This is a genomic window from Amnibacterium setariae, assembly GCF_003581425.1.
GTDB lineage: Bacteria > Actinomycetota > Actinomycetes > Actinomycetales > Microbacteriaceae > Amnibacterium > Amnibacterium setariae.
Window position 1 is genome coordinate 515,085 of sequence record NZ_QXTG01000002.1, and the last position, 24,582, is coordinate 539,666.

The 24,582-nt window shown below is 75.2% G+C and carries 22 protein-coding genes; 12 read left to right on the top strand and 10 right to left on the bottom strand.

Annotated elements, in window-relative coordinates:
* The first annotated feature begins 182 nt into the window (after window positions 1-182).
* Window positions 183-878 (top strand): hypothetical protein, encoded by a 696-nt coding sequence (locus D1781_RS10440; protein WP_147392076.1) that lies wholly within the window; start codon window positions 183-185, stop codon window positions 876-878.
* Window positions 875-2,422, top strand: coding sequence for a DNA polymerase Y family protein (locus D1781_RS18075; protein ID WP_119482241.1), 1,548 nt, complete (start codon window positions 875-877; stop codon window positions 2,420-2,422). The genes D1781_RS10440 and D1781_RS18075 overlap by 4 nt, the downstream gene beginning before the upstream one ends.
* Window positions 2,423-2,501: 79 nt before the next feature.
* On the opposite strand, the gene D1781_RS10450 is transcribed toward D1781_RS18075, so the two are convergent.
* Entirely contained in the window at window positions 2,502-3,137 is a 636-nt protein-coding gene (locus D1781_RS10450) for a UdgX family uracil-DNA binding protein (RefSeq protein WP_119483185.1), read from the bottom strand.
* 61 nt (window positions 3,138-3,198) lie between these two features.
* On the opposite strand from D1781_RS10450, the gene D1781_RS10455 reads away from it, so the two are divergent.
* The 3 genes from D1781_RS10455 (at window position 3,199) to D1781_RS10465 (ending at window position 8,013) form a co-directional block, all read left to right on the top strand.
* A complete protein-coding gene (locus tag D1781_RS10455; RefSeq protein ID WP_119482242.1) occupies window positions 3,199-3,894 on the top strand; it encodes an SDR family NAD(P)-dependent oxidoreductase in 696 nt (231 codons plus the stop codon).
* 107 nt (window positions 3,895-4,001) lie between these two features.
* Window positions 4,002-7,466 carry an error-prone DNA polymerase gene (locus D1781_RS10460; protein ID WP_119482243.1) on the top strand — a complete coding sequence of 1,155 codons (3,465 nt, stop codon included), beginning with the start codon at window positions 4,002-4,004 and terminating at the stop codon, window positions 7,464-7,466.
* 40 nt (window positions 7,467-7,506) lie between these two features.
* Window positions 7,507-8,013, top strand: coding sequence for a GNAT family N-acetyltransferase (locus tag D1781_RS10465; RefSeq protein ID WP_119482244.1), 507 nt, complete (start codon window positions 7,507-7,509; stop codon window positions 8,011-8,013).
* Window positions 8,014-8,068: 55 nt separating this feature from the next.
* Here the strand turns inward: D1781_RS10465 and D1781_RS10470 are convergent, their stop codons facing one another.
* The gene (locus D1781_RS10470; protein ID WP_119482245.1) at window positions 8,069-8,962 is read right to left on the bottom strand and encodes an oxidoreductase; all 894 of its coding nucleotides are present in this window, start codon (window positions 8,960-8,962) and stop codon (window positions 8,069-8,071) included.
* 102 nt (window positions 8,963-9,064) lie between these two features.
* On the opposite strand from D1781_RS10470, the gene D1781_RS10475 reads away from it, so the two are divergent.
* Window positions 9,065-9,916, top strand: coding sequence for a helix-turn-helix domain-containing protein (locus D1781_RS10475; protein WP_119482246.1), 852 nt, complete (start codon window positions 9,065-9,067; stop codon window positions 9,914-9,916).
* Here D1781_RS10475 and D1781_RS10480 read toward each other — a convergent pair.
* From D1781_RS10480 to D1781_RS10495, 4 genes are read right to left on the bottom strand one after another with little or no spacing between them, the layout of a single operon-like run.
* Window positions 9,877-10,944 carry a VIT1/CCC1 transporter family protein gene (locus tag D1781_RS10480; RefSeq protein ID WP_119482247.1) on the bottom strand — a complete coding sequence of 356 codons (1,068 nt, stop codon included), beginning with the start codon at window positions 10,942-10,944 and terminating at the stop codon, window positions 9,877-9,879. The genes D1781_RS10475 and D1781_RS10480 overlap by 40 nt on opposite strands.
* Window positions 10,941-11,798 carry an MSMEG_6728 family protein gene (locus tag D1781_RS10485; RefSeq protein ID WP_119482248.1) on the bottom strand — a complete coding sequence of 286 codons (858 nt, stop codon included), beginning with the start codon at window positions 11,796-11,798 and terminating at the stop codon, window positions 10,941-10,943. The genes D1781_RS10480 and D1781_RS10485 overlap by 4 nt, the downstream gene beginning before the upstream one ends.
* A 46-nt stretch (window positions 11,799-11,844) precedes the next feature.
* A complete protein-coding gene (locus D1781_RS10490; RefSeq protein WP_119482249.1) occupies window positions 11,845-12,801 on the bottom strand; it encodes a siderophore-interacting protein in 957 nt (318 codons plus the stop codon).
* Window positions 12,802-12,840: 39 nt separating this feature from the next.
* Entirely contained in the window at window positions 12,841-14,688 is a 1,848-nt protein-coding gene (locus D1781_RS10495; protein WP_119482250.1) for a DEAD/DEAH box helicase, read from the bottom strand.
* A 120-nt stretch (window positions 14,689-14,808) separates the two neighbouring features.
* On the opposite strand from D1781_RS10495, the gene D1781_RS10500 reads away from it, so the two are divergent.
* On the top strand, window positions 14,809-15,576 hold the full coding sequence (locus D1781_RS10500) for an SGNH/GDSL hydrolase family protein (RefSeq protein WP_119482251.1): 768 nt from the start codon (window positions 14,809-14,811) through the stop codon (window positions 15,574-15,576).
* Here the strand turns inward: D1781_RS10500 and D1781_RS10505 are convergent.
* Together D1781_RS10505 and D1781_RS10510 are read right to left on the bottom strand one after the other, a co-directional pair.
* A complete protein-coding gene (locus D1781_RS10505; protein ID WP_147392077.1) occupies window positions 15,573-16,790 on the bottom strand; it encodes a D-alanyl-D-alanine carboxypeptidase family protein in 1,218 nt (405 codons plus the stop codon). The two genes, D1781_RS10500 and D1781_RS10505, sit on opposite strands and share 4 nt — an antisense overlap.
* A gap of 65 nt (window positions 16,791-16,855) precedes the next feature.
* Complete coding sequence (locus tag D1781_RS10510; protein ID WP_119482253.1) at window positions 16,856-17,668, bottom strand: TrmH family RNA methyltransferase; 813 nt, start codon at window positions 17,666-17,668, stop codon at window positions 16,856-16,858.
* Window positions 17,669-17,703: 35 nt separating this feature from the next.
* Between D1781_RS10510 and D1781_RS10515 the strand changes: the two genes are divergently transcribed.
* The 4 genes from D1781_RS10515 to D1781_RS10530 all read left to right on the top strand — a co-directional run bounded on the left by D1781_RS10515 (window position 17,704) and on the right by D1781_RS10530 (window position 20,689).
* Window positions 17,704-18,552, top strand: a complete 849-nt coding sequence (locus tag D1781_RS10515; RefSeq protein ID WP_119482254.1) for an NAD-dependent protein deacetylase — start codon at window positions 17,704-17,706, stop codon at window positions 18,550-18,552.
* 197 nt (window positions 18,553-18,749) lie between these two features.
* Window positions 18,750-19,646, top strand: a complete 897-nt coding sequence (locus D1781_RS10520) for a hypothetical protein (RefSeq protein WP_119482255.1) — start codon at window positions 18,750-18,752, stop codon at window positions 19,644-19,646.
* Complete coding sequence (locus D1781_RS10525; protein WP_119482256.1) at window positions 19,643-20,002, top strand: GntR family transcriptional regulator; 360 nt, start codon at window positions 19,643-19,645, stop codon at window positions 20,000-20,002. Before D1781_RS10520 ends, D1781_RS10525 begins: the two co-directional genes overlap by 4 nt.
* A gap of 63 nt (window positions 20,003-20,065) precedes the next feature.
* Window positions 20,066-20,689, top strand: a complete 624-nt coding sequence (locus D1781_RS10530; RefSeq protein WP_119482257.1) for a histidine phosphatase family protein — start codon at window positions 20,066-20,068, stop codon at window positions 20,687-20,689.
* Here D1781_RS10530 and D1781_RS10535 read toward each other — a convergent pair.
* Window positions 20,676-21,773: a glycosyltransferase family 4 protein gene (locus D1781_RS10535; protein WP_119482258.1), complete on the bottom strand. Its 1,098-nt coding sequence runs from the start codon at window positions 21,771-21,773 to the stop codon at window positions 20,676-20,678. The genes D1781_RS10530 and D1781_RS10535 overlap by 14 nt on opposite strands.
* Window positions 21,770-22,666, bottom strand: a complete 897-nt coding sequence (locus tag D1781_RS10540) for an alpha/beta fold hydrolase (RefSeq protein WP_119482259.1) — start codon at window positions 22,664-22,666, stop codon at window positions 21,770-21,772. Before D1781_RS10540 ends, D1781_RS10535 begins: the two co-directional genes overlap by 4 nt.
* Window positions 22,667-22,801: 135 nt before the next feature.
* Here D1781_RS10540 and treS point away from each other — a divergent pair, with 135 nt between their 5' ends.
* Window positions 22,802-24,571, top strand: coding sequence for a maltose alpha-D-glucosyltransferase (treS, locus tag D1781_RS10545; RefSeq protein ID WP_119482260.1), 1,770 nt, complete (start codon window positions 22,802-22,804; stop codon window positions 24,569-24,571).
* Window positions 24,572-24,582 lie beyond the last annotated feature (11 nt).

Consider the following 24,582-nt stretch of genomic DNA (forward strand, 5'->3'; position numbering starts at 1 on the left):
CTCGATTTCCAGATGAAACGGTGCTCCGCTGCGAAAGTGCAGCACGATTCGGGCTGCCGGTGCACTGCGAAGCGGGTCCGAGGGGCCCGCGCGGGGCCGCGAAAGGTTTGGCCGAGACCGGTCCGACGCGCCGAGCGGCGAGGGACTTGTCCCAGTTCGAAGACGTGTTCGATACTGAGGACGTGCCTGCAGCAGCCCGATCCGAGACGGTGGCCGCGCTGCAGGCGCGCATCGCGGCGATGCAGGCGAGGACGCTCGGTGCCAGGACGCTGCCGACGGACCCCGCCGTCGCGCCGCTGCTCCCGGGCGGCGCGCTCCGCTCGGGCGTCGCCTACGCCGCACCGGGGTCGCTCGCGCTCGCGATGCTGCTGCTCGCCGGCCCCTCCGCCGCCGGCGCGTGGGTCGGCGTCGTCGGCATCCCGGAGTTCGGCGCGGAGGCCGCGGCCGAGCTCGGCGTCGCGCTGGACCGGCTCGTGCTCGTGCCCTCCCCCGGCGAGCACTGGCTCTCCGTCACCGCCCAGCTCGCCGAGGTGCTGCCCGTCGTGCTGGTGCGCCCGCCCGCGCGGGGCGCCTCCCCCTCCGAGACCGCCCGCCTCGCCTCCCGGCTCCGGCAGCGCGACGCGACCCTGCTCGTCGCGGGCGAGTGGAGCGGCGCCGAGGCGACGCTCACCGCGACGGGCGGCAGCTGGGCGGGGATCGGCACGGGGTGGGGCTACCTCGCCGCCCGCGAGCTCGACGTCGTCACCACCGTCCGCGAGGTGCGGACGCGGCACCGGGTGCGCATCGAGACCGGGTTCCGCCCGTTCGTGCCCGCCGCGCCTGCAGCGCCCGTCCGCCCCCGCCCCGTCGCGGTGCCGGCGATGGAGGCGGCGGAATGACCGGGACGACCGGGACGATGACCGAGCGCTGCCTCGTCCTCTGGTGCCCGGACTGGCCGGTGCGCGCCGCCGCCGCGGAGGCGGACCTCGACCCCGCCGCGCCCCTCGCGCTCGTCGAGCACGGGGTCGTGCACGCCTGCTCCGCAGCGGCGCGGGCCGCCGGCGTGCAGCGGGGGCTGAAGGTGCGGGAGGCGCAGTCGCGCTGCGCCTCGCTGACCGTGCTGCCGCTCGAGCCGGCGGTGGACGCGCGGCGGTTCGAGCCGGTGCTCGCCGCGCTCGAGGCGGGCATCCCGACCGTGCAGGTCGTGCGGCCCGGCCTCGTGGTGATCCGGGCCGCCGGGCCCGCGCGGTTCTTCGGCGGCGAGGAGTCCGCCGCGGGCGAGGCGCTGCACCTGCTCGCCGAGGCCGGGGTGCCGGACGCGCGGGCCGGCGTCGCCGACGGTCCGTTCACCGCCGAGCAGGCCGCCCGCGCGACCGACGCGGGCCGCACGATCCGGGTCGTGCCGGCCGGCGCCTCCGCCGACTTCCTCGCCCCGCTGCCGGTGTCCGTGCTCGGGATGCCGGCGCTGGTCGGCCTGCTCGCGCGGCTCGGCGTGCGCACCCTCGGCGCCTTCGCCGCGCTGCCCGAGGCGTCGGTGCGCGACCGGTTCGGCCCCGAGGGCGAGGCCGCGCACCGGGTCGCCGCCGGGCTCGACCCGCGGCGGGTGGTCGCGCGGGTCGTGCCCGCCGACCGCGACCGCCGGCAGGCGTTCGAGCCGCCGCTCGAGCGGATCGACCAGATCGCGTTCGGGCTGAAGCGGACGGCGGAGGCCTTCCTCGAGGCCCTCGCCGGGGACCTGCTCGTCTGCACCGCGCTGACCGTCGAGCTCGTCCCGGAGCGCGGCGCGCCCCACCGCCGCACCTGGCTGCACCCCCGCTCCTTCACCCCGCTCGATGTGATCGACCGGGTGCGCTGGCAGCTCGCCGCCGCCGAGCTCGCCGCGCCGGTCGCCGAGGTCGTGCTGCACCCGGAGGCGGTCGACGAGGCCGCGCACCACGAGCAGGGGCTCTGGGGCGGCGGCCCCGGCGAGCGGATCCACCACGCGCTCTCCCGCGTGCAGAGCCTCCTCGGCCACGAGGCGGTGCTCACCGCGCAGCCGAGCGGCGGGCGGCTCGCCGCGGACCGCACCGTGCTCGCGCCGTGGGGCGAGCAGCGCACGCCGCCGCGGCCGCCGGGCGCGCCCTGGCCCGGGCGGCTGCCGGGGTTCGTGCCGACCGCGGTGCTGGGCGACCGGCCGCCCGTCGTCGTGCAGGACCCGGCCGGCCGCGACGTGGCCGTCGACGATCGGGACGCCATCAGCGGGCCGCCCGCCCTCCTCGTCGCGCCCGGGCGCCCCGCGACCCGGATCGAGGGCTGGGCCGGGCCCTGGCCGCTCGAGGAGCGGTGGTGGGACCCGGCCGCGGCCGTCCGGCTCCACCGCATGCAGGTCGCGTGCGCGGACGGCTCCGCCTGGCTGCTCGCCCGCGACGCGACGGGCTGGTGGGCCGAGGCCCGCTACGACTGAACTCCCACTCTGCTCACGCTTCTGGACGCCGAGACGGCGCTCGCGCGTCCAGAAGCGTGAGCGAAGTCGGGTCAGGCGGTCAGCCGGCGGCGGCCGCGGCCGTGCGGAGGTCGGCGACGAGGGCGGCGTAGGCCTCGTCGTAGCCCGGGTCGCGCTGCATGCGCAGCACCGCGGAGGGGTGCGCGGTGAGCAGCGCCTTCGCGGTCGAGTCCGGGATCGCGCCCTCGAGCACCCGCCCGCGCTCGGCGCCGATCCGCACCGGTCGCCCGAACACGCTCCGGCCGGCGGTCGCGCCGAGCGCGACGACGATGCCGGGCGACAGCTGCCCGAGCTCCGCGTGCAGCCACGGGTGACACGCCACGATGTGGTGCACCTCCGGCGTCTTGTGGATGCGCCGTCCGCCGCGCTCCTCGAACCGGAAGTGCTTGACCGCGTTGGTCCGGTAGACGGCCGCCGGGTCGATGCCGGCGTCGCGGATCGCGCGGACGAGCAGCTGCCCGGCGGGCCCCACGAACGGCAGGCCGCGCCGGTCCTCCTGGTCGCCCGGCTGCTCGCCCACGAGCACGATGGACGCGGCAGGCGGCCCGGCGGAGAACACGACCTGCGACGCCGGCTCCCACAGCTCGCAGCCCCGGCACCCGGCCGCCGCGTCGCGCAGCACGTCGATCGGCGCGCCCTCCGGCACGAACGGCGCCGCACCGCCCTCATCCGTCATGCGCGGACCGTAGCGAGCCCGCCTGCGAGGCCCGGCCAGGGTCGCGGCGCAGCATGGGACCATGGAGCTGAGCGGGTCGGTGGTGCTGGTGACGGGCGCGTCGAGCGGGATCGGGGCGGCGACCGCGCGGGCCGCGGCGGACGCGGGGGCGAAGGTCGTGCTGACCGCGCGCCGGGCGGACCGCATCGACGCCCTCGCGGCCGAGCTGCCCGACGCGCTCGCGGTGCAGACGGACGTGACGCACGAGGGCGACCTCGCGAACGCGGTCGAGCAGGCCCTCGCGCGCTTCGGCCGCGTCGACGTGCTGGTCAACAACGCCGGGCAGGGGCTGCACGAGCCGCTCGAGCGGATCCGGCTCGACGACCTCCGCGCGGTGCTCGAGCTCAACGTCGTCGCCGCGCTCGCGGCGATGCAGGCGGTGATCCCGCCGATGCGGCGGCAGGGCGCGGGCGCGATCGTGAACGTGAGCAGCGGCACGACGCTGCACCGCATGCCGGGCGTCGGCGGCTACGCCGCGTCGAAGGCCGCGCTGAACACGCTGTCCGAGACCGCGCGGCTCGAGCTGGCGGACGCCGGGATCGTCGTCTCCACCGTCTACCCGCGCATCACGGACACCGAGTTCCACGACGTGCTCCGCGCCGGCGAGCTGCGGGCGGGCGCGCCGCGCGGCCACTCGCCCGAGCAGGTCGCCGGGGTGATCCTCGACCTCGTCCGCAGCGGCGAGGAGCGCGCGGTCCTCCCCGCCCCCACCGCCTGACGGATTCCGTTTCGAAGGAGTTCCTGCGCCGATCGCTCGAGAACTCCTTCAGAACGGACGCGGAGCGGGGAGTTGCGGAAGTCGAACACGTGTTCGAGGATGAGCGCGTGGGATACAGCAACCCGCCGATCCCGTGGTCGGAGTTCGAGCGGCGGCTCAGCGACGCGCGCCGTCCGGGCGGGCCGCCGGAGGGCGCCGACGGCGGCGACTCCCCCGCCTGGTCCCTGAAGCGACACCCCTACCGCCCGCCGACGGGCGCGCCGGAGCGGGACCCCGACGCGGTGCCGTACGCCGAGCTGCACGCGCACTCGAACTTCAGCTTCCTCGACGGCGCCTCGAGCCCGGAGGAGCTGCTGGAGGAGGCGAGCCGGCTCGGCCTGCACGCCCTCGCGCTCACCGACCACGACGGCTTCTACGGCTCGGTCCGGATGGCGGAGGCGGCCGACCAGCACCCGGTGCACACGGTGTTCGGCGCGGAGCTGTCGCTCGGCCTCGGCGCCCCGCAGCAGGGCGTGCCGGATCCGGAGGGGTCCCACCTGCTGCTGCTCGCCCGCGGCTCGGCCGGCTACCACGCGATGTCCGGCCTCATCACCGAGGCGCAGCTCGCCGCCGAGGCGGAGAAGGGCCGCCCCGAGTACGACGAGGCGCAGCTCGTCGAGCGCCTCGCCGGGAAGGTCGTCGCGCTGACGGGCTGCCGCAAGGGCCGGGTGCGGCAGGCGCTCGTCACCCCCTCCGGCCTCGACCCGGCCGCTGCGGGCCGCGAGCTCGACCGGCTCGTCGACGCGTTCGGCCGCGACGGGGTCGTGGTCGAGCTGTTCGACACGGGCGCCCCGCTCGACGGCCCGGCGAACGACGCCCTGTTCGCGCTCGCGGGGTCGCGCCGCCTCCGCACGGTCGCCACGGCGAACGCGCACGCCGCCTCCCCCGAGCGGCGGCGCCTCGCGACCGCGCTCGCCGCCGTGCGGGCCCGCCGCAGCCTCGACGAGATGGACGGCTGGCTGCCCGCCGCCGTCCCGCACCTCCGCAGCGGCGCCGAGCAGCGCGAGCGCTTCGCCCGCTACCCGGGCGCCGTCGAGACGACCGTCGAGGTCGCCGACGAGACCCGGTTCGTGCTCCGCAGCCTGCGCCCGGGGCTGCCGAAGCTGCCCGTGCCCGAGGGGCACACCCCGATGACGTGGCTGCGGCAGCTCGTCCACGACGCGATCCCGGAGAAGTACCCGGACGCGAAGCCGGAGCACCTCGCCCGCATCGAGCGGGAGCTCGGCGTGATCGAGGAGAAGGACTTCCCCGGCTACTTCCTCATCGTGCACGGGATCGTCTCGTACGCGAAGTCGCGGGGCATCCTCTGCCAGGGCCGCGGCTCGGCCGCGAACTCCGCGGTCTGCTACCTGCTCGGCATCACCGCGATCGACTCGATCTTCTTCGACCTGCCGTTCGAGCGCTTCCTCTCCGCCCTCCGCGACGAGGAGCCCGACATCGACGTCGACTTCGACTCCGACCGGCGGGAGGAGGTGATCCAGCACGTCTACGAGCTGTACGGCCGGCGGAACGCGGCGCAGGTCGCGAACGTGATCACCTACCGGCCGAAGAACGCGGTGCGCGACATGGCGAAGGCGCTCGGCGCCTCCCCCGGCCAGCAGGACGCGTGGAGCCGGCAGGTGGAGCGCTGGGGCGCCGTCACCTCCTCGCAGGACCACGACATCCCCGGCGCGGTCGTCGACCTCGCCGAGCAGCTGCTGAAGGCGCCGCGGCACCTCGGCATCCACTCCGGCGGCATGGTGCTCACCGACCGGCCCGTCGGCGAGGTCGTGCCGATCGAGCACGCCCGCATGGAGGCGCGGACCGTGCTGCAGTGGGACAAGGACGACTGCGCCTACATGGGGCTCGTGAAGTTCGACCTGCTCGGGCTCGGGATGCTCGCGGCGCTCCAGTACGCGTTCGACCTCGCCGCGGAGCACACCGGCGAGCGGTGGACGCTCGAGACGATCCCGAAGGAGGAGGCGGGCGTCTACGACCAGCTCTGCCGCGCCGACGCGATCGGGGTGTTCCAGGTGGAGTCGCGCGCGCAGCTCGGGCTGCTCCCCCGCTTCCTGCCGCGCCGGTTCTACGACCTCGCGATCGAGGTCGCGCTGATCCGGCCGGGCCCGATCCAGGGCGGCGCGGTGCACCCGATCGTCCGGCGCCGCCGCGGGGACGAGCCGATCAGCTACCTCCACCCGCTGCTCGAGCCGGTGCTCGGCCGCACCCTCGGCGTGCCGATCTTCCAGGAGCAGCTGATGCAGATCGCGATGGCGGTCGGCGGCTGCTCCGGCGAGGACGCGGACCTGCTGCGCCGGGCGATGGGGTCGAAGCGCGGGATCGAGAAGATCGAGTCGCTGCGCGGCAAGCTCTACGCCGGCATGGCGGGCAACGGCATCACGGGCGCCGTGGCCGACGAGATCTACACGAAGATCCAGGCGTTCGCGAGCTTCGGCTTCGCGGAGAGCCACTCCCTGTCGTTCGCGCTGCTCGTCTACGCGTCCGCCTGGATGCGCCTGCACTACCCCGGCGTGTTCCTCGCGAGCCTGCTGCGGGCGCAGCCGATGGGCTTCTACTCCCCCGCCTCCCTCACCGCGGACGCGCGGCGGCACGGCGTCGTCGTGCGCCGCCCCGACGTGAACCGCTCGGGCGCCGACGCGGGGCTCGAGCCGCTCTCCCCCGCTGGTCGAGGTGCGAGCGGAGCGAGCCTCGAGCGGCGTCCTGAGGCTCTCGAAGGGACCACCGCGCAGGGCATGCCGAGCTGCCTCGACCCCGTCCAGCCGCCGGTTCCCGCCGACTTCGACCACACCGCACCGGCGCGGGACGCGGACCACCGCCGCGACGGCGCCTTCGCGGTGCGGCTCGGGCTCGCGGGCGTCACCGGGATCGGGGCGCGGCTCGCGCAGCGGATCGTCGCGGAGCGGACCGCGCACGGCGACTACCGCGACCAGCGCGACCTCGCCCGCCGGATCGGCCTCACGGCGCCGCAGCTCGAGGCGCTCGCGACCGCGGGCGCGTTCGAGGGGTTCGGGATGACCGTCCGGGAGGCGCTGTGGGGCGCGGGCGCCGCGGCCGAGGAGCGGCCGGACACCCTCCCCCACACGTCGATCGTCGTGCAGCCGCCGCTGCTGCCGGAGACGACCGGGATGGACCGGGTCGCCGCGGACCTCTGGGCGACGGGCATCTCGCCCGACGACCACCCCGTCGCGCACGTCCGCGCGGACCTCGACCGCCGCGGCGTGCTGAGCGGCGAGGCGCTGCGCGGCGCGGAGTCGGGGCGCCGGGTCGAGATCGCCGGCGTCGTCACGCATCGGCAGCGGCCCGCGACCGCCTCCGGGATCACGTTCCTCAACCTCGAGGACGAGACCGGGATGGTGAACGTGATCGCGTCCGTCGGGGTGTGGCAGCGGTACCGCCGCGTCGCCCGCGAAGCGCCGGCGATGATCGTGCGCGGCATCCTCGAGCGCTCCCCGGAGGGGGTCGTGAACATCGTCGCGGACCGCTTCGAGCGGCTCGTCATCGGCGCGAAGCACGTGAGCCGCGACTTCCGCTAGCCGCGTCGCCGACGGCCGCGACCTCCGGTAGGAAGGCGCGATGACGACGGTGATCCGGGAGGCGACGGCCGACGACGGGGAGGCGCTGGGGCGGATGCACTGGGCGTCCTGGCGCGAGGCCTACGCCCCGCTGCTGCCCGACGGGTTCTTCACGCCCGAGGGCGAGGAGCGGCGCGTGCAGCAGTGGCGGCGGATCGTCGCGGAGCCCGCCTCCGCCGACGTCGTGCTGCGCATCGCCGAGCGCGACGGCGCAGTCGTCGGCTTCGCGACGGCGGGGCCGGCCCGCCCGAACGACACCGCCGGCGCGACGGTGCGCGACCGGGAGCTCTGGTCGATCTACGTGCTCGCCTCCGAGTACGGCACCGGCCTCGCCGACCGCCTCCTCGCCGCCGTGCTGCCGGACGACGTGCCCGCCGAGGTGTGGGTGTTCGAGGCGAACCCGCGCGCCCGCGCCTTCTACGGGAAGCACGGGTTCGCCCCGGACGGCGCCCGCCACGTCTTCGGCCCGGAGCTCGGCGGGCAGCCCGAGATCCGGCTCGTCCGCTGACCCTCCTTCGTCTCGTCGGCACGACGTGCCTACGAGACGAAGGGGAAGGGGAGGGTCAGGCGATCGCGTCGAGCTCGGCGACCGCGTCCGCCGGCAGCACGAGGCCGGCGCCCGCGACGTTCTCGCGGAGGTGCGCGACCGAGGAGGTGCCGGGGATGAGCAGCAGGTTCGGCGAGCGCTGCAGCAGCCACGCCTGCGCGACCTGCATCGGCGTCGCCCCGACCCGCGCGGCGACCGCGTCGAGCGTCCCGGACTGCAGCGGGCTGAAGCCGCCGAGCGGGAAGTACGGCACGTAGGCGATGCCGTCGTCCGCGAGCCGGCGGATCAGGTCGTCGTCGCCGCGGTTCGCGAGGTTGTAGAAGTTCTGCACCTCCACGATCTCGGTGATCGACCGCGCCTCCGCGACCTGCTGGGCGTCGACGGTGCTCACGCCGACGTGGCGCACGAGGCCCTGCTGCTGCAGCTCGGCGACCGCCTCCACCTCCGGCGCGATGCTGCCCGGCACCGCGCTGTGGGCGTCGTCGCCGCCGCCGACCCGCACGTTCACGACGTCGAGCACGTCGACGCCGAGCGTGCGGAGGTTGTCGTGCACCTGCGCCTGCAGGTCCTCGGGCTCGCGCCGCGGGATCCAGGCGCCGCGGTCGTCGCGCCGCGAGCCGACCTTCGTCACGATCACGAGGTCGTCCGGGTAGGGCGCGAGGGCCTCGCGGATCAGCTCGTTGGAGACGTGGGGGCCGTAGAAGTCGGCGGTGTCGATGTGGCGGATCCCGAGCTCCACCGCGGTGCGGAGCACCGCGATCGCCTCGTCGTGGTCCCGCGGCGGTCCGAAGACCCCCTTGCCGGGCAGCTGCATGGCCCCGAAGCCCACGCGCGGCACCTCGCGGTCGCCGAGTCGGTACGTGCCGCCGGGGAGGGTGCCGCCGGGGAGGGAGTTCGTCGTCTCAGTCATGCCTCCACCCTGCGCCTCGCCGGCTGGGGGCGGCAGCATCCCCGCGTCCCTGGGACCGCGGGGACCAGGATGCGGCGACGCGTCCGGTCGTACCGTTGCCGCATGAGCGATCCGCGCCTGCTCGGGGACTACCTCCGCGCCCGCCGCGCGCAGGTGCGGCCGGAGGACGCGGGCGTCGTCGTGACCGGCGTCCGCCGCACGCCCGGGCTGCGGCGGGAGGAGGTCGCGACGCTCGCCGGCATCAGCGCCGACTACTACCTGCGCCTCGAGCAGGGCCGGGACCGCAACCCGAGCGCGCAGGTGCTCGACGCCCTCGCCCGCGTGCTGCGGCTGGACGCGACGGCCGTGGAGTACCTGCACGGGCTCGCCGCCGACGCTCCGTCCCGCCCGCGCCCGACCAGGGACGCGGTGCCGACCGGCACCGCGCAGCTGCTCGCGGCGCTCGACCTGCCCGCGTTCGTCGAGAGCCGCCGGTTCGACGTGCTCGCTGCGAACCCGCTCGCGACGGCCCTGTCCCCGTCCATCACCGCCGGCGAGAACCGCCTGCGGTCGGTGCTGCTCGACCCGGCCGAGCAGGCGCTGCTGCCCGACTGGGACTGGGCCGTCAGCGGCATGATCGCCTCCTTCCGGACCTCGCTCGGCCCCGGGCGCCCGGATCCGGAGACCGCACGCCTCATCGACGAGCTGACGACGCGGAGCGAGGTGTTCCGCGAGCACTGGTCGCGGCACGACGTGCAGCCGCTCGAGGGCGGCGGCTTCACCATGGAGCACCCCGCCGTCGGCCGGCTCGACCTGCGCCGCGAGAAGCTCGGCGTCGGCGGCACGGACGGGCAGGTGCTCGTCGTCTACCACGCCGACCCCGGCACGCGGACGGCCGAGCGGCTCGCGCTGCTCGGCTCGCTCGTCGCCGCGGATCAGACCCCGGCGGCGTTGAAGAGCAGCCCGAGCACGTAGGTGACGGCCGCGGCGCCGAAGCCGATCGCGAGCTGGCGCACGGCGCGCAGGATCATCGGCGCCCCGGAGAGCAGCCCGACCACCGCGCCGGAGGCGAGCAGCGCGACGCCGACGAGCGCGGCCGCGACGACCACCGCGACGACGCCGGAGGCGCCGAACAGGTACGGCAGGATCGGGATCAGGGCGCCCGACGCGAAGAACAGGAAGCTCGACAGCGCGACGCCGAACGGCGTCCCGACCGTCTCCACGTCGACGTCGTCCGCGGGCAGCCGCGGTGCGACCCGCTCCGCGAGCAGCTCGTGCGCGGCCCGCTCCGCCTCCGGCGCCGCCATGCCGCGCGCCCGGAAGACGAGCGCGACCTCGTTCTCGTCGAAGTCGATGCGGGTCAGGGCGTCGGCGGACTGCGGCGAGGGCGTGGAGGCCGCGAGCAGCTCCCGCTGCGAGGACACGGAGACGTACTCCCCGGCGCCCATCGACAGCGCGCCGGCGAGCAGCCCGGCGACGCCCGTGGCGAGCACGAGGCCGGGCGTCGCGCCCGCCGCGCCGACGCCGAGGACGAGCGCGAGGTTGCTGACGAGGCCGTCGTTCGCGCCGAAGACCGCGGCGCGGAAGGTGCCGGAGATCCGCGACCGCCCCCGCATCGCGAGCGAGCGGACGACCTCCTCGTGGATCCGCTCGTCGGCAGCCATCTGCGGCGTCGCGTCCGCCTCGTCCTCGTAGGGCGAGCGCCCCTCGGCGCGCTGCAGCAGCGCGAGCACGAACACGGAGCCGAAGCGGCGCGCGAGCAGGCCGAGCAGGCGGGTGCGCACGCTGACGCGGGTGGGCCGATCGCCGTCGACGCCGAGCAGGTCGAGCCAGTGCTGCTCGTGCCGGCGCTCCGCCTCCGCGAGCTCGAGCAGGATGTCGCGGTCCGGCCCGGTGCGGCGGGAGGCGAGGTCGCGGTAGACGGCGGCCTCCGCGCGCTCGTCGGCGAGGTAGCCGCGCCAGCGGCGGACCTGCTCGCGCGACCGGGGGCTCGTGGTGCTCATGCGGCGTCCGGGTCGGGCAGGAGGGCCTCCAGGGGCGTGACGAGGCGGACGTGGAAGAAGCGCCGCGGGTTCTGCAGCACGGCGGGCACGGGCAGCGAGGCGCGGTCGAGGTTGCCCTCGAAGCGCGCGCTGACGGCGGTGTACTCGGCGTCGTCCACGGTAGCGGGCGCCGCCTCGCCGGTGACGGCGGCGAGGTGGATCAGGTCCGGCTGCTCGTCGGCGAGCACGCCGACGACGACGTCCGGCACGAGCTCGTCCTCGAACGCGCGCAGCTGCTGCCGCCAGGCCGGGGTCACCCGCCCGCGCGGGTCCGTCGCGGGCAGCCCGAGCAGGTCGTAGCCCCGCCACGGCTCGAGCGAGGGCAGGCGGAGGATCCAGAGGCCGTGCGGGGTCGGCTGGTCCTCGACGACCTCCGGCTGCGGCCAGACGTACTCGAGGCCCTCCGGCGTGCCCGGGAAGAGCGGCCGGTAGAACTCGGGCTCCTTGGCGATCAGCTTCGAGCGGTGGCTCTCGTGCACCCGGACGTCGCCGACCCACCGGGGCAGCAGCCCCTGGCGCGCGAGCCACGTCTGCGGGCGTCCGTCCACCTCCGGCGCGAACTCGAGCAGCTGCTCGCCGACGGCGTCGGCGTAGCCGCGGCGCGTCCACTCCCGCACCATCGCGAGTCCGTACGCGGTCAGGGCGGGCACGTGGCCGCGCCACATGCCGACCGCGGGATGGCGCTGCCAGCCGTAGGTCGGCACGACCAGGGCCCGGAGGATCTGCAGCGTCTCGACCCGCTGCTTGCCGAGCCGCGGCCCGTCGAGCACGCGGGCGCTCTCGTCGAACGACGCGAACGGCAGGAACGTCTGCATCCCGTCGACCCTAGAGCGGGCCCCTGACCGTGCGGACGAGGAGCGGTCAGTCGCCCTCGGCGCGACCCTTCCGCCAGTAGCCCATGAAGGCGACCGAGCGGCGGTCGACGCCGAGCTCGGCGACGAGCATCCGGCGCAGCGCCTTGATCATCGACGCCTCCCCAGCGAGCCAGGCGTAGAACGGGCCGTCGGACCGGGCGATCGCGCCGTCGCCCGGGACCTCCCAGAGCAGGCCCGCGTCGACGTCGACGTCCTCCGGCTCCTCGCCGCGGTGCGCGTCGAGGAGGCGGCCGGCGGCGGCACGCACGGCCGGCGCGAGCAGGGAGCCGTGCTCGGCGCCGTCGCGGGCGAGCACCCGCACGGCGACGCCGGCGGGGGCCGCGGGCAGCTGGGCCGCGTCGAGCGCGGAGGGCACCTCGAGCAGCACCTCGCCGCGGACGCGGCCCGGCAGGCCCTCGAGGATCCGGGCGACGGCCGGCAGCGCGGTCTCGTCGCCCGCGACGAGCACGCGGTCGGTGGAGGGCGGCAGCCGGAAGTCCACGCCGCCCGCGCCGGCCGCGCAGCCGCGGTTCGGGCCGCAGAGCACGACCTCGTCGCCCTCGCGGCAGTCCTGCGCGAAGCGGCCGGCCGGGCCGCACGGCTCGTGCACGACGAGGTCCACGTCCACCTCGCGCGCCGCAGGGCGCACGGCGCGGGTCGTGTAGGTCCGGATCACCGGGCGGAGGTCGTCGGGGATCGCCCGCCAGGCGCCGTACCAGTCGTCGACGAGGGGCAGCGCGTCGAGCGAGCCCTCCCCCGACGGCAGGATCAGCTTGATCCGCTGGTCGAGGCCCGGGTCCGCGAAGCGGTGCAGCGTCGGACCCGTGAAGGTCACGCGCATGAAGCCGTCTGAGAGACGGCGGCGGCGCGCGACGCGGACGCGGTGCAGGAGGAACGGCGCCGTGCTCGCCTCGGCCGGGTCGGCGGCCTGCGGCGCGGGCGGGTCGGTCTCGACGAGCGTCACGCAGGTAAGGCTAACCTCACCCGCGCTCGAGCGGGAGGCTCAGCCCTTGACCCGCTTGCGCAGCAGGTCGATGCGGGCCTGCAGCTGCTCGGTCGTCGCCTGCGCCACCGCCGGCCCGCCGCAGAGGCGCCGCAGCTCCGAGTGGATCGCGCCGTGCGGCGTGTTCGTGCGGTGCGACCAGAGCCCGACGAGGTCCTGCAGCTGCTGCCGCTGCTCCTTGAGCCGCTTGTGCATCGGGATGTCTGCGAGGCGCTGCTCGGCGGGCGTCGGCGCGGACGCGGGCGCCGGCTTCTTGCCGCGCTTCTGCTGCCTCGCCTGGCGGTGGAGCAGGAGGTTGCGCACCTCGTCCGGCTCAAGCAGCCCGGGCAGCCCGAGGAAGTCGAGCTCCTCCTCGCTGCCGACCTCCGCCTCGAACCCGAACTCGCCGCCGTCGTAGAGCACGCGGTCGAAGGCCGCGTCGCTGCCGAGCGCCTGGAACGAGCCGTCGAGGGCGAGCGTCTCGGACGCCTTCTCGAGCCGGTTGGCCGCGTCGAGGGCGGCGTCGTCGAGGCCCCCGGCCGCGTCGTCGCCCTCGCGCTCGTCGCGGTCGAGCGCGTGGTCGCGCTCGAGCTCGAGCTGCTCGGCGAGCTTCAGCAGCACCGGCACGTTCGGGAGGAACACGGAGGCGCTCTCGCCGCGCCTCCTGGCGCGCACGAAGCGGCCGATGGCCTGCGCGAAGAACAGCGGGGTGGAGGCGTTGGTCGCGTAGACGCCGACCGACAGCCGCGGCACGTCGACGCCCTCGGAGACCATCCGGACCGCGACGAGCCAGCGGTCGGTGCCGGCGGAGAACGCGGCGATCCGGTCGCTCGCCTCCTTCTCGTCGGACAGCACGACGGTCACGGGCTCGCCGGTCAGCGCCTTCAGCTGCTGCGCGTAGGCGCGGGCCGTCGTCTTGTTCGTCGCGATGACGAGGCCGCCGGCGTCCGGCACGCCGCGCCGCACCTCGGTGAGCCGCTGGTCGGCGGCGCGGAGCACCGCCGGGATCCACTCGCCCTCGGGCGCGAGCGCGGTCCGCCAGGCCTGCGCCGTGATGTCCTTCGTGGTCGCCTCGCCGAGGCGGGCGCTCATCTCCTCCCCCGCGCTCGTGCGCCAGTGCATCGCGCCGGAGTAGACCATGAAGAGCACCGGCCGGACGACGCCGTCCTCGAGCGCCCGCCGGTAGCCGTACGAGAAGTCGGTGATCGAGGTGCGGATGCCGTGCTGGTCCGGCGCGTACTCGACGAACGGGATCGGCGCGGTGTCGCTGCGGAACGGCGTGCCGGAGAGGGAGAGCCGGCGGGTCGCGCCCGCGAACGCCTCCCGCATCCCGTCGCCCCACGACAGCGCGTCGCCGCCGTGGTGCACCTCGTCGAGGATGACGAGCGTCCGCGCCGACTCGGTCATCCGCTTGTGGACGACGGGGTCCATGCCGATCTGCGCGTAGGACAGCGCGGCGCCGTGCCAGTGCTTGCCGAGCCAGCCGTCCGCGTTCTTGAACAGCGGGTTCAGGTGGATGGCGACGCGCTCGGCGGCCTCCGCCCACTGGCGCTTCAGGTGGTCCGTCGGCGCGACGACCGTCACGTGGTCGACGGTGCCGCGGGCGAGCAGCTCCTTCGCGAGCCGCAGGGCGAAGGTCGTCTTGCCGGCGCCCGGCGTCGCGGCGACCAGGAAGTCGCGCGGCTCCCGCTCGAAGTACGCGGCGAGCGCCTCCTCCTGCCAGCGGCGCAGGCGCGGGCCGGCGCCCCACGGGGTGCGGTCGGGGAAGGCCGGCGGCAGGGCCGCCGCCTGGTGCGCGCCCGGGGCCGCGTCGAAGAGGTGGACGGGCTCCGGCGCGGGCGAGGGCAGACGCGGTGCGGGGGTGCTCATCGGAGCGTCAACGCTAACCGCGACCACCGCGACTCGCCGACCTCCCCCGCGCGCCGGGCGCGCCGCCCGTTCCGGGGGCGACCACGCAGCGCGCACGACGGCCGCGAGGACAGGAGCAGGATGGGAGGAGTGACCTGGCAGCGCTACGTCGCCATCGGCGACTCGTTCACGGAGGGCTACGGCGACCCGGACCCGGACAGCCCCGGCGGGCTCCGCGGCTGGGCCGACCGCGTCGCGGAGGTGCTCGCGACCCGGACCGAGGACTTCGCCTACGCGAACCTCGCGGTCCGCGGGCGGCTGCTCGGCCGGATCGTCGACGAGCAGGTCGAGCCGGCGATCGCGCTGGCGCCGGACCTCGTCACGATCTCCGCGGGCGGCAACGACGTGATCCGCCCCGGCACGGACCCGGACGAGATCGCCGCCCGGCTCGACCCCGCGCTCGGGCGGCTCGCCGCGACCGGCGCGACCGTCGTCCTCTTCACCGGCGTCGACGTCGGCTTCTCCCCCGTCTTCCGGCGGATCCGCGGCAAGGTCGCGATCTACAACGAGCTGCTGCGCGGGCTCGCGGCGAAGCACGGCGCGCTCGTCGCCGACCAGTGGTCGCTGACGGCGATCCAGCGGGCCGACTTCTGGCGCGAGGACCGCCTGCACCTGAACGCCTACGGCCACCACGAGGTCGCGCGCATGGTGCTCGACGTGCTCGGCGTCGAGAACGACCTCGAGCCGAGCCGCCCGGCGCCGCTGCCGCCGCGCTCGTGGCGGGAGGCGCGGGTCGAGGACCTGCACTGGACGCGGGAGCACCTGATCCCGTGGATCGGCCGCCGCATCCGCGGCGTCTCCTCCGGCGACACGGTCGCGGCGAAGCGCCCGGGCTTCGAGGGCCGCTAGCGGAGCGGGTGCGTCAGCCGCCACCACACCGGCGCGGCGAGCACGTCGCGGTCCAGCACGAGCGGCACGACCACGGTGCTGCCGTCGACCGAGTAGGTCACCTCGCCGACCCGCTCGCCCTTGCGGCCGCCCGTGATGGGGTCGACGCTCGCCTTCCGCACGACTCGGGCGCGGCTCCACACGACCCGGCTGACCGCCTTCGCGGCGACGGCCCTGCCGACACCGCCCCACCGCGTCTCGTAGGTGGCGAAGACCTGGCCCGGCTTCGCGAGCGCGAGGTCGTGGTACCCGGCGACGACGCTGTCGACCACCGCGGGCACCCGCGCGTCGAGGGTCGGGTGGTCCCGCGCGCCGAGCACCACGCCGACGATGCGCACGGTCCGGTCGCCGACCCGCCGCGTCGCGCTGAACAGCAGGTTCGCGCCCGTGTCGTACGTGCCGGTCTTCAGGCCGTCGATCCCGTCCGTGCCGAGCAGCTGGTTCGTGTTCTCGAGCGCGCCCACGTTCGGCTCGTCCGCCGTCGCCATCCTGACCGTGGCCGCGAGGACCGGGTTCGCGAGGGCGATCCGGCCGAGGTCGACGAGGTCGGTGGGCGTGCTGCGGTCCCCGGAGGAGAGCCCGTTGGTGTCGACCACGGTCGTGTCGTCGAGCCCGTTCGCCTTCAGGAACGCGCGCGCCGCGTCGAGGTAGGCGGGCACGGAGCCGTACGCCCACACCGCCAGCGTCTCCGCGTAGTTGTTGGCGGAGGGGATCATCGTCGTCTCGATCGCGGCCCGCTGGCTCACCCTCCAGCCGGCCTGCACGGGCTGCCACGAGCCGTTCGCCGCGATGACCTGGTCCAGGTAGCCGACGTCGCGCTGCCCGAGCGTGATCGTCGGGCCGTCCTCGCCGGCCGCGAGCGGCCGCTTCTCGAGCACGACGAGCATCGTGATCACCTTCGTGATGCTCGCCATCTGCCGCGGCGCCTGCGGTCCGCGCTTCGCGAGCACGCCGGGCATGCCGACGACGCCGACGGCGGAGGACCCGAACGACGGGAGGCGGATCGCGGCCGGGTCGGTGGCGCGCTGCTGCTCCTGCGCGACCTCCGCCCGTGCCTGCGGCACCGGGGCGACGATGGAGACCGGGACGCCGACCCCGATCAGCAGGATCACGGTCGCGGAGACGGCGGCCACGAAGCGGCGCAGCCCGTATCGGGGCTCCTCTCCGCGCGGCACCGGTCGAGTGTAGGAGGAGGGCGCCGCCACCCCTCGTCCGGGGGACGGGATGTCGCGGAACCGCCTCAGCGGGGCCGGACGGCCCAGACCGCGAGCGCCGCGGCGGCCGCGACGTTGAGCGAGTCCACGCCGTGCGCCATCGGGATCCGCACGTGCCGGTCCGCGACCGCGAGCGCTGCGCGGCTGAGCCCGTCGCCCTCCGTGCCGAGCACGAGCGCGAGCCGTTCCGGCGGATCCGCGGCGAGCACGTCGAGGTCCTCCGCGCGGTCGGTGAGCGCGAGGGCCGCGATCGCGAACCCGGCGTCGTGCAGCAGCGGCGCCGCCTCCCGCCACTCGGGCAGGCGGGTCCACGGGACCTGCAGCACCGTGCCCATGCTGACCCGCACGCTGCGGCGGTAGAGCGGGTCCGCGCAGCGGGGCGTCACGAGCACCGCGTCGACGCCGAGCCCGGCCGCGCTGCGGAAGATCGCGCCGACGTTCGTGTGGTCGACGACGTCCTCGATCACGACCACGCGACGCGCGTCGCGCAGCAGGTCGCCGGGGTCCGGCAGCTCGGGGCGGTGCATCGAGGCGAGCGCGCCGCGGTGCAGGTGGAAGCCGGTCAGCCGCTCGAGCACCGCGTCGTCGCCGACGTGCACGGGCACGTCGGGGAACGGGGCGAGCAGCGGCTCGAGCTGCGGCAGCCACTCGGCGCGGGTCAGCACGGCGCGGGGACGGTGCCCGGCCCGGATCGCGCGCTCGATCACCTTGGTCGACTCCGCGAGGTACAGGCCGCCCTCCGGCTCGAGCAGCCGGCGGAGCGCGACGTCGGTGAGCCGCGTGAAGTCCTGCAGCGCGGGGTCGGCGAGGCCGTCCGCGGAGAGCGCAACCGTCCGCATCGCCCCTCCTCCCCGCCCGATTACGCTGCAAGGCTATGGGCGGGGAGGCGGTGCGCGTCGCGGACGGACCGGCCGCCGACGTCCTCGCGCAGGCGGCGGAGCTGCTGTCGGGCCGCGTCGCCGTGCTGACCGGGGCGGGCATCAGCACCGACTCCGGCATCCCCGACTACCGCGGCGAGGGCGCCCCGCAGCGCCGGCCGATGACGGTGCAGCAGTTCCTGGCGGGCGAGTCGTTCCGGCAGCGCTACTGGGCGGGCAGCTACCTCGGCTGGGAGCGGTTCGTCGCCGCGGCGCCGAACGCCGGGCACGTCGCCCTCGCGGACCTCGAGGCGGACGGCCGCGTCCTCGGCGTCGTGACGCAGAACGTCGACGGCCTGCACGGTCGAGCCGGGTCGCGGCACGTCGTGGAGCTGCACGGCTCCGTCGACCGCGTCGTGTGCCTCCGCTGCGGCCAGCTCTACGCGCGCAGCGCGATCGCCGAGCGGATCGAGAGCGCGAACCCGTGGTTCGTCACCGGCGAGACCGTGACGCTGAACCCCGACGGGGACGCGGACGTCGGCGACGTGAGCGGGTTCTCCGTGCCCGACTGCACCGTCTGCGGCGGGGTGCTGAAGCCCGAGGTCGTGTTCTTCGGCGAGTTCGTGCCGAAGGAGCGCTTCACGGAGGCGGCCGCGCTGGTCCGCCGCGCGGACGCGCTGCTCGTGGCCGGCTCCTCCCTCGTCGTGAACAGCGGCATCCGCCTGCTCGAGCAGGCGCGGCGCCGCCACGTGCCGATCGTCGTCGTGAACCGCGGCGCGACGAAGGGCGACCGGGTCGCCGCGCTGAAGATCGAGGCCGGCACGACCGAGACCCTCACGGCGCTGCGGGACCGCCTCCGCGCCTGACCCGCGGATCCGCAGTTCTTGCGCGGATCCGGAGTTCTGAGGCGACACGCCGCGTCGGCGGCTCGTGATGCGGCGTGTCGCGCAGGAACTCCGGATCCGCGCACCGGCTACTCCCCTTCGACGTCGCCTTTTGTCGCAGTACGTTGCTACATTGGGTGCGACAGAAGGAGGTGCGCGATGAGCGATCTCGTGATCTCGTGATCTCGAGCGTCTTCGCCGTCCTCGCCGCGGTGCTGATCGCGCTCCCCGCACTGCGCCCGCGCAAGGTCGAGGCGGCGGTCGGGAGGTGGTCGCAGCGGTTCGGCCTGGGGATCACGGCCGACGTGCGCCCGTTCCTCCTGCGCCGGAGGCGGGCGACGTGGATCGGCTACGCGGCCGGGGTGGCGGTCGGGATCGAGCTCTCGACGCTGCTGCGGCTCGTCGTGCCGCCGGCCGCGCCGGCCCTCCTGCAGGGTTTCGTCGTGCAGGGCGGCGCCCTGCTGGTCGGCGGCCTCGGTCTCCTCGCCGGCGGCTGGCTCGCCGCGTCGCTGACGCCGCCGGCCGGTCCCCGCGTCGCCCGGGAGCGGGCGGTCGCCGTCGCCGACTACGTCGAGCCGTTCGAGCGGCGTCTCGTCCCGGCGGCCGCGGTCGTCGCCACCGTCAGCGGGCTGCTCCCCCTCCTGCTGGGCGCGCCGCGGGAGCGCGCCGCGACGGCGCTCGCCGCCGGGCTCTCGGCCCTGCTCGTGGCGGCGGTCGCCGAGGCCGTCGCCGTGCTCGTGACGACCCGTCCCCAGCGGGCGGGGACCGCCGCGCAGCTGGCCTGGGCGGACGCGCTGCGGGCCGACGTCGCCCGCACCGTCCTCGGCGCGGGCGCGCTGCTCGCGGTCGGCACGATCGTGGTCTCGGCTCCCGTCGTGATCGCCGCGGTGGACCGCCGCGCGGACGAGTCGGCCGACCAGCTGCTGATCGCCTACGGCGTGCTGGCGCTGCTCGCGGTGCTCTCCGTCCGCGCGATGCGGCAGGGCTCGGCGCGATACTTCCTCCGACGGCTCTGGCCCGCGACGGCGGCGGAGCTGGCGCGCAACGAACGCGTGGGGACGGAGGTGGAGCGATGATCGTCGTCGATCCCGCGTCGCCCACGCCCCCGTTCGAGCAGGTCCGCGCGCAGCTCGCGGACCGGATCCGCAGCGGCGAGCTGGCCGCCGGGGAGCGGCTGCCGACCGTGCGACGGCTGGCGGACGACCTCGGGCTCGCCGTGAACACCGTGGCGCGCACGTACAAGGAGCTCGAGGCGGAGGGTCTCGTCGAGGCCCGCGGCCGCAACGGCACGGTGGTGAGCTGGTCGCCGGACGCCGACACGCGGGCGCTCGAGCAGGCGGCGGCGAGCTTCGCGTCCCGGGTGCGCAGCCTCGGCGTCGAGCCGCAGGACGCGCGGCGGCTGATCGACCGGGCGCTCGGCCTCGGCGCCTGAGCCCCCGCCCGAGGGCCGCCGGGTAGGCTCGCCGGGCCCTGCAGCCCGTCCCCGAAGGAGACCATGACCGAGCTCGTCCTCGTCCGCCACGGTGAGACCGAGTGGAACCGGATCGGGAAGGTCCAGGGCCGCACGGACATCCCGCTGAACGACACGGGACGCGGGCAGGCCCGGGCGACCGGCGAGCGCCTCGTCGGCACGCGCGTCGACGCGGTCGTCTCCAGCCCCCTCTCCCGCGCCGCCGAGACGGCGCGGATCATCGCCGACGAGCTCGGGATCGGCGACGTCGAGGTCGTCGACGAGCTCGTGGAGCGCGACTACGGCCGGGCGGAGGGCATGACCGACGCCGACGTGGCGCGGGAGTTCGGCGGCCGCCTGCAGGCGCTCGAGTCCCGCGAGGCGACGGTCGAGCGCGTCACCCCTGCCCTCCTCGCCGTCGCCGACCGGCACCCCGGCGAGCGCGTCCTCGTCGTGTCCCACGGCGGCGTCATCGGGTCGCTCGTCCGCGCCGCGACCCGCTGGACCTGGCCGCCCCGCGGCGAGCGCATCGAGAACGGCTCGGACCACGTGTTCCGCGTCGTCGACGACGCCGCGGGCGTTCCCGGGCTCGAGCTCGTCTCCTTCGCGGGACGCCCGTGGTCCCGCGACCTGCTCCCGCCGGAGGATGCGGCGCTCAGCCGCGACTGACCCGCGTCCGCCTCGCCGCGGCGACCCGCTCCAGCACGGGCAGGAGCCGGGCGGCGGAGGCGTCCCAGCTGTACCGGCCGGCCTGCTCGAGCGCGGCGTTCGACCGCCGGTCCCACTCCCCCGGGTCCTCGAGGCGGCGCACCGCGGCGGCGAAGGCCGCGGCATCGCCGGCGGGCGCGTAGAGCGCCGCGTCGCCGCCGACCTCGCGGAAGATCGGGATGTCCGTGAGCACGACCGGCACGCCTCGCTGCATCGCCTCGACCACCGGCAGCCCGAAGCCCTCGTCGAGCGACGCGGTGACGAGCGCGGTCGCGCGGTCGAGCAGCGCCGCGTACGCCGCCTCGTCGACGCCGTCGTGGAACACGACCGCCGCACCGGAGGCCTCGGCGAGCGACGTCAGCGACGCGCGCACCCCCGCGGGGACGCGGCTCGCGAGGTGCAGCGTCCAGCCCGGCAGCAGCCCGGCGGCGCGCACGAGCGTCGGCACGTCCTTGTACCCGATGAACGCGCCCATGTAGACGATCGAGCGCTCGCGCTCCCCCGGCGCGGCCCGCTCGAGCGGCGCGCCGTCCGCCGCGTTCGGCACCACGGTCACGGGTCGCCGGGTGAGCCGGTGCGCGGCGATCTCGCCGGCGACCGTCTCGGAGACCGTCACGACCTCGTCGGCCCGGTCGAGCAGCAGCCGCTGCGGCAGGTAGCTGGCGTAGAGCAGGCGCCACCCGAGCCGGACCCACCACGCGAACTCGGCCGGCGGGGTGCGGTGACGGTAGTAGATGAGGTCGTGCAGCGTCAGCACCAGGCCGTACCGGCGCCCGATGGAGCCGGACGTCTGGAGGGGGCAGAAGACCACGTCGGGCCGCAGCCGGTTCACGACCCGCGGGATGAGCGGCTCGAGCGGTGAGGCCGGCGGCCGGGTGCGCGCCCACGGCAGGTCGGGCAGCAGCGCGAGCTGCCGCTCGTCGTCGATCAGCATCGTGAGCGGCGTCAACCGGCCGAGCCCCGCGGTGATCCCGGCGGTGAAGCGGCTGATGCCGTCGTGGCGGCCGTCGCGCCGGATGTAGCGGCAGTCGACGACGAGCCTCATGCGACCTGCAGCCCGGCGACCGCGGCGATCTCCCGGGCGGCGTCGCGGGGCGTCTCGTAGTGCACGAGGTGGCCCACGTCCGGGATGACGGCCATCGTCGCGTCCGGCAGCATCGCCCGCAGCCGCCGCACGGCCTCGACGGTGGTGATGTCGTCGTGCTCGGCGGCGACGAGGTGCACGGGCAGCGTCAGCCGGTCGGCCCACTCCGTGATGTCGTGGTCGACGGAGGCGCGGAACGCCTCGAGCACGACGCGACGGGTGGCGTAGCCCGAGAAGTAGCGGTCGTGCTGGTCGTGGATCCACCGCCGCAGCGCCGGGTCCTTCGTCTTCGCGAGGAACGCGCCCGCGCCGCGGGTGATCACGCGGCTCTGCAGCAGCGCGTTCCCGATCCGCTCGGGCAGCGCCGCGCCGACGCCGAAGTAGAGGGAGGACAGCCGCGTGCCGAGCGCGTTCGGCCCGGCCAGCGCGGGCGCCGCGATCGGGTTGAGGAGCACCGCGCGGGCGGCGGGCAGCCCGTCGGCGAGCGCCTTCGCGGCGACGATCGTGCCGAACGAGTGGCCGACCACGACCGCGTCGGCGGGCAGCCCGATGGTGGCGGCGAACGCGCGCAGCCAGGCCGAGTACCCGTCGACGGAGTGCTCGCCCGGCAGCGGGGCGGAGGCGCCAAAGCCCGGCAGGTCCGGCGCGACGACGTGGACGCCGGGCAGGAACGACACCACCGGCTCGAGCCCGTGGTGGTCGCCGCGGAAGCCGTGCACGAGCAGCAGCGTCGGGCCGGGTCCGGGCTCGCCGTACTCCCACCACGCGGCGGGGAGGCCGTCGACGTCGACGTGGTGGCGGGCGACCGGGGTCCTCGAGAGGCCTTCGGCGTACGGGGAGGGGACGATGCGCATCGAGCCGTCAGTCTAGGAAGTCGGCCCCGCTGCGGCCGTCCGGACCGGCGGCGGGTCCGGCTCAGGCGGCGGCCCAGGACCGGCTCATAGGATCGCCGCACCGCGACCCGGCCTCATCCGTCGAGAGGACCATCTGTGAGCTTCACCGCACCGATCCAGCTGCCGGGCCTCACCCGGGATCCCACCTGGTACAAGCGCGCGGTGTTCTACGAGGTGATGGTCCGCAGCTTCGTCGACAGCAACGGCGACGGCACGGGCGACATCGCCGGCCTCGCGTCGCGGCTCGACTACCTGCAGTGGCTCGGCATCGACTCGCTGTGGCTGCCCCCGTTCTACATGAGCCCGCTCCGCGACGGCGGCTACGACATCTCGGACTTCAAGGCCGTGCTGCCGGAGTTCGGCACGATCGACGAGTTCCGCGACCTGGTCCGCCGGGCGCACGAGCGCAACATGCGCATCGTCATGGACTTCCCGCTGAACCACACGTCGGACGCCCACGAGTGGTTCCAGCAGTCGCGCAGCGACCCGGAGGGCCCGTACGGCGACTTCTACGTCTGGAGCGACACCGACGAGAAGTACAAGAACATCCGCGTGATCTTCGTCGACACGGAGGAGTCGAACTGGACCTTCGACCCGGTGCGGCGCCAGTTCTTCTTCCACCGCTTCTTCAGCCACCAGCCCGACCTGAACTTCGACAACCCGAAGGTGCAGGAGGCGATCTTCGACATCGTCAAGTTCTGGCTGGACCTCGGCGTCGACGGCCTCCGGCTCGACGCGATCCCGTACCTCTTCGAGAGCGAGGAGGGCAACGGCGAGGGCGAGCCGAAGACCCACGAGTTCATCAAGCGCCTGCGCGAGTACGTCGACCGCGAGTACCCGGGCCGCATCCTGCTCGCGGAGGCGAACCAGTGGCCGCGCGAGGTCGCCGCGTTCTTCGGCTCCGAGGACGAGCCGGAGTGCCACATGGCCTTCGACTTCCCCGTCATGCCGCGGATCTACTACTCGCTGCGCGCGCAGACCGCCACGGAGCTGGTGAAGATCCTGTCCGAGCAGACGAACATCCCCGACGCCGCGGCGTGGGGCGTCTTCCTCCGCAACCACGACGAGCTGACGCTCGAGATGGTCGACGAGGAGTACCGGCAGGCGATGTACGGGTGGTACGCCTACGACCCGCGGATGCGCTCGAACATCGGCATCCGGCGGCGCCTCGCGCCGCTGCTCGACAACTCGCGCGCGGAGCTCGAGCTCGCCCACGCGCTGCTGTTCTCGCTGCCCGGCAGCCCGTTCCTCTACTACGGGGACGAGATCGGGATGGGCGACAACATCTGGCTGAACGACCGCGACGCGTCGCGCACGCCGATGCAGTGGACGCCGGACCGCAACGCCGGCTTCTCCACCTCCGACCCGGGCAAGCTCTACCTGCCGGTCGTGCAGTCGCTCGTGTACCACTACTCGCTCGTCAACGTGGAGTCGCAGCTCGCCCAGTCGCGGTCGCTGCTGCACTGGGTGCGCAACGTGATCCACACGCGGAAGGCCCACCCGGTGTTCGGGCTCGGCGACCTCACCGTGCTCGAGACGGACCACGAGTCGGCGCTCGCGTTCCTCCGCAACTACAGCGGCTCCACCGGCTCGATCGGCGACCAGGCGGAGGCGGTCCTCTGCGTGTTCTCGTTCCTGCACAACCCGGTGTCGTTCACGATCACCGCGCCGGAGCTCGCGAACCACAGCCTCACGGACCTGTTCGGCGGCAGCCGGTTCCCGTCCTTCGACGACGAGGGCCGGGTGACGATCACCCTCGGCACGCAGAGCTTCTTCTGGCTGCGGGTGGCCCAGCCGGTGCCGCCGGAGGTGCCCGTGACGACGACGGCGATCCCGGTGATCGCCGTGCCGGACCCGCAGGTCTGAGCCGGCCGCCG

Excerpts from the sequence above, each read along its gene's own strand:
- D1781_RS18075 (WP_119482241.1), top strand. The coding sequence starts at position 875 with ATGACCGGGACGACCGGGACGATGACCGAGCGCTGCCTCGTCCTCTGG.
- D1781_RS10450 (WP_119483185.1), bottom strand. The coding sequence starts at position 3,137 with ATGACGGATGAGGGCGGTGCGGCGCCGTTCGTGCCGGAGGGCGCGCCG.
- D1781_RS10455 (WP_119482242.1), top strand. The coding sequence starts at position 3,199 with ATGGAGCTGAGCGGGTCGGTGGTGCTGGTGACGGGCGCGTCGAGCGGG.
- D1781_RS10465 (WP_119482244.1), top strand. The coding sequence starts at position 7,507 with ATGACGACGGTGATCCGGGAGGCGACGGCCGACGACGGGGAGGCGCTG.
- D1781_RS10470 (WP_119482245.1), bottom strand. The coding sequence starts at position 8,962 with ATGACTGAGACGACGAACTCCCTCCCCGGCGGCACCCTCCCCGGCGGC.
- D1781_RS10475 (WP_119482246.1), top strand. The coding sequence starts at position 9,065 with ATGAGCGATCCGCGCCTGCTCGGGGACTACCTCCGCGCCCGCCGCGCG.
- D1781_RS10480 (WP_119482247.1), bottom strand. The coding sequence starts at position 10,944 with ATGAGCACCACGAGCCCCCGGTCGCGCGAGCAGGTCCGCCGCTGGCGC.
- D1781_RS10485 (WP_119482248.1), bottom strand. The coding sequence starts at position 11,798 with ATGCAGACGTTCCTGCCGTTCGCGTCGTTCGACGAGAGCGCCCGCGTG.
- D1781_RS10495 (WP_119482250.1), bottom strand. The coding sequence starts at position 14,688 with ATGAGCACCCCCGCACCGCGTCTGCCCTCGCCCGCGCCGGAGCCCGTC.
- D1781_RS10500 (WP_119482251.1), top strand. The coding sequence starts at position 14,809 with ATGGGAGGAGTGACCTGGCAGCGCTACGTCGCCATCGGCGACTCGTTC.
- D1781_RS10510 (WP_119482253.1), bottom strand. The coding sequence starts at position 17,668 with ATGCGGACGGTTGCGCTCTCCGCGGACGGCCTCGCCGACCCCGCGCTG.
- D1781_RS10515 (WP_119482254.1), top strand. The coding sequence starts at position 17,704 with ATGGGCGGGGAGGCGGTGCGCGTCGCGGACGGACCGGCCGCCGACGTC.
- D1781_RS10525 (WP_119482256.1), top strand. The coding sequence starts at position 19,643 with ATGATCGTCGTCGATCCCGCGTCGCCCACGCCCCCGTTCGAGCAGGTC.
- D1781_RS10530 (WP_119482257.1), top strand. The coding sequence starts at position 20,066 with ATGACCGAGCTCGTCCTCGTCCGCCACGGTGAGACCGAGTGGAACCGG.
- D1781_RS10535 (WP_119482258.1), bottom strand. The coding sequence starts at position 21,773 with ATGAGGCTCGTCGTCGACTGCCGCTACATCCGGCGCGACGGCCGCCAC.
- D1781_RS10540 (WP_119482259.1), bottom strand. The coding sequence starts at position 22,666 with ATGCGCATCGTCCCCTCCCCGTACGCCGAAGGCCTCTCGAGGACCCCG.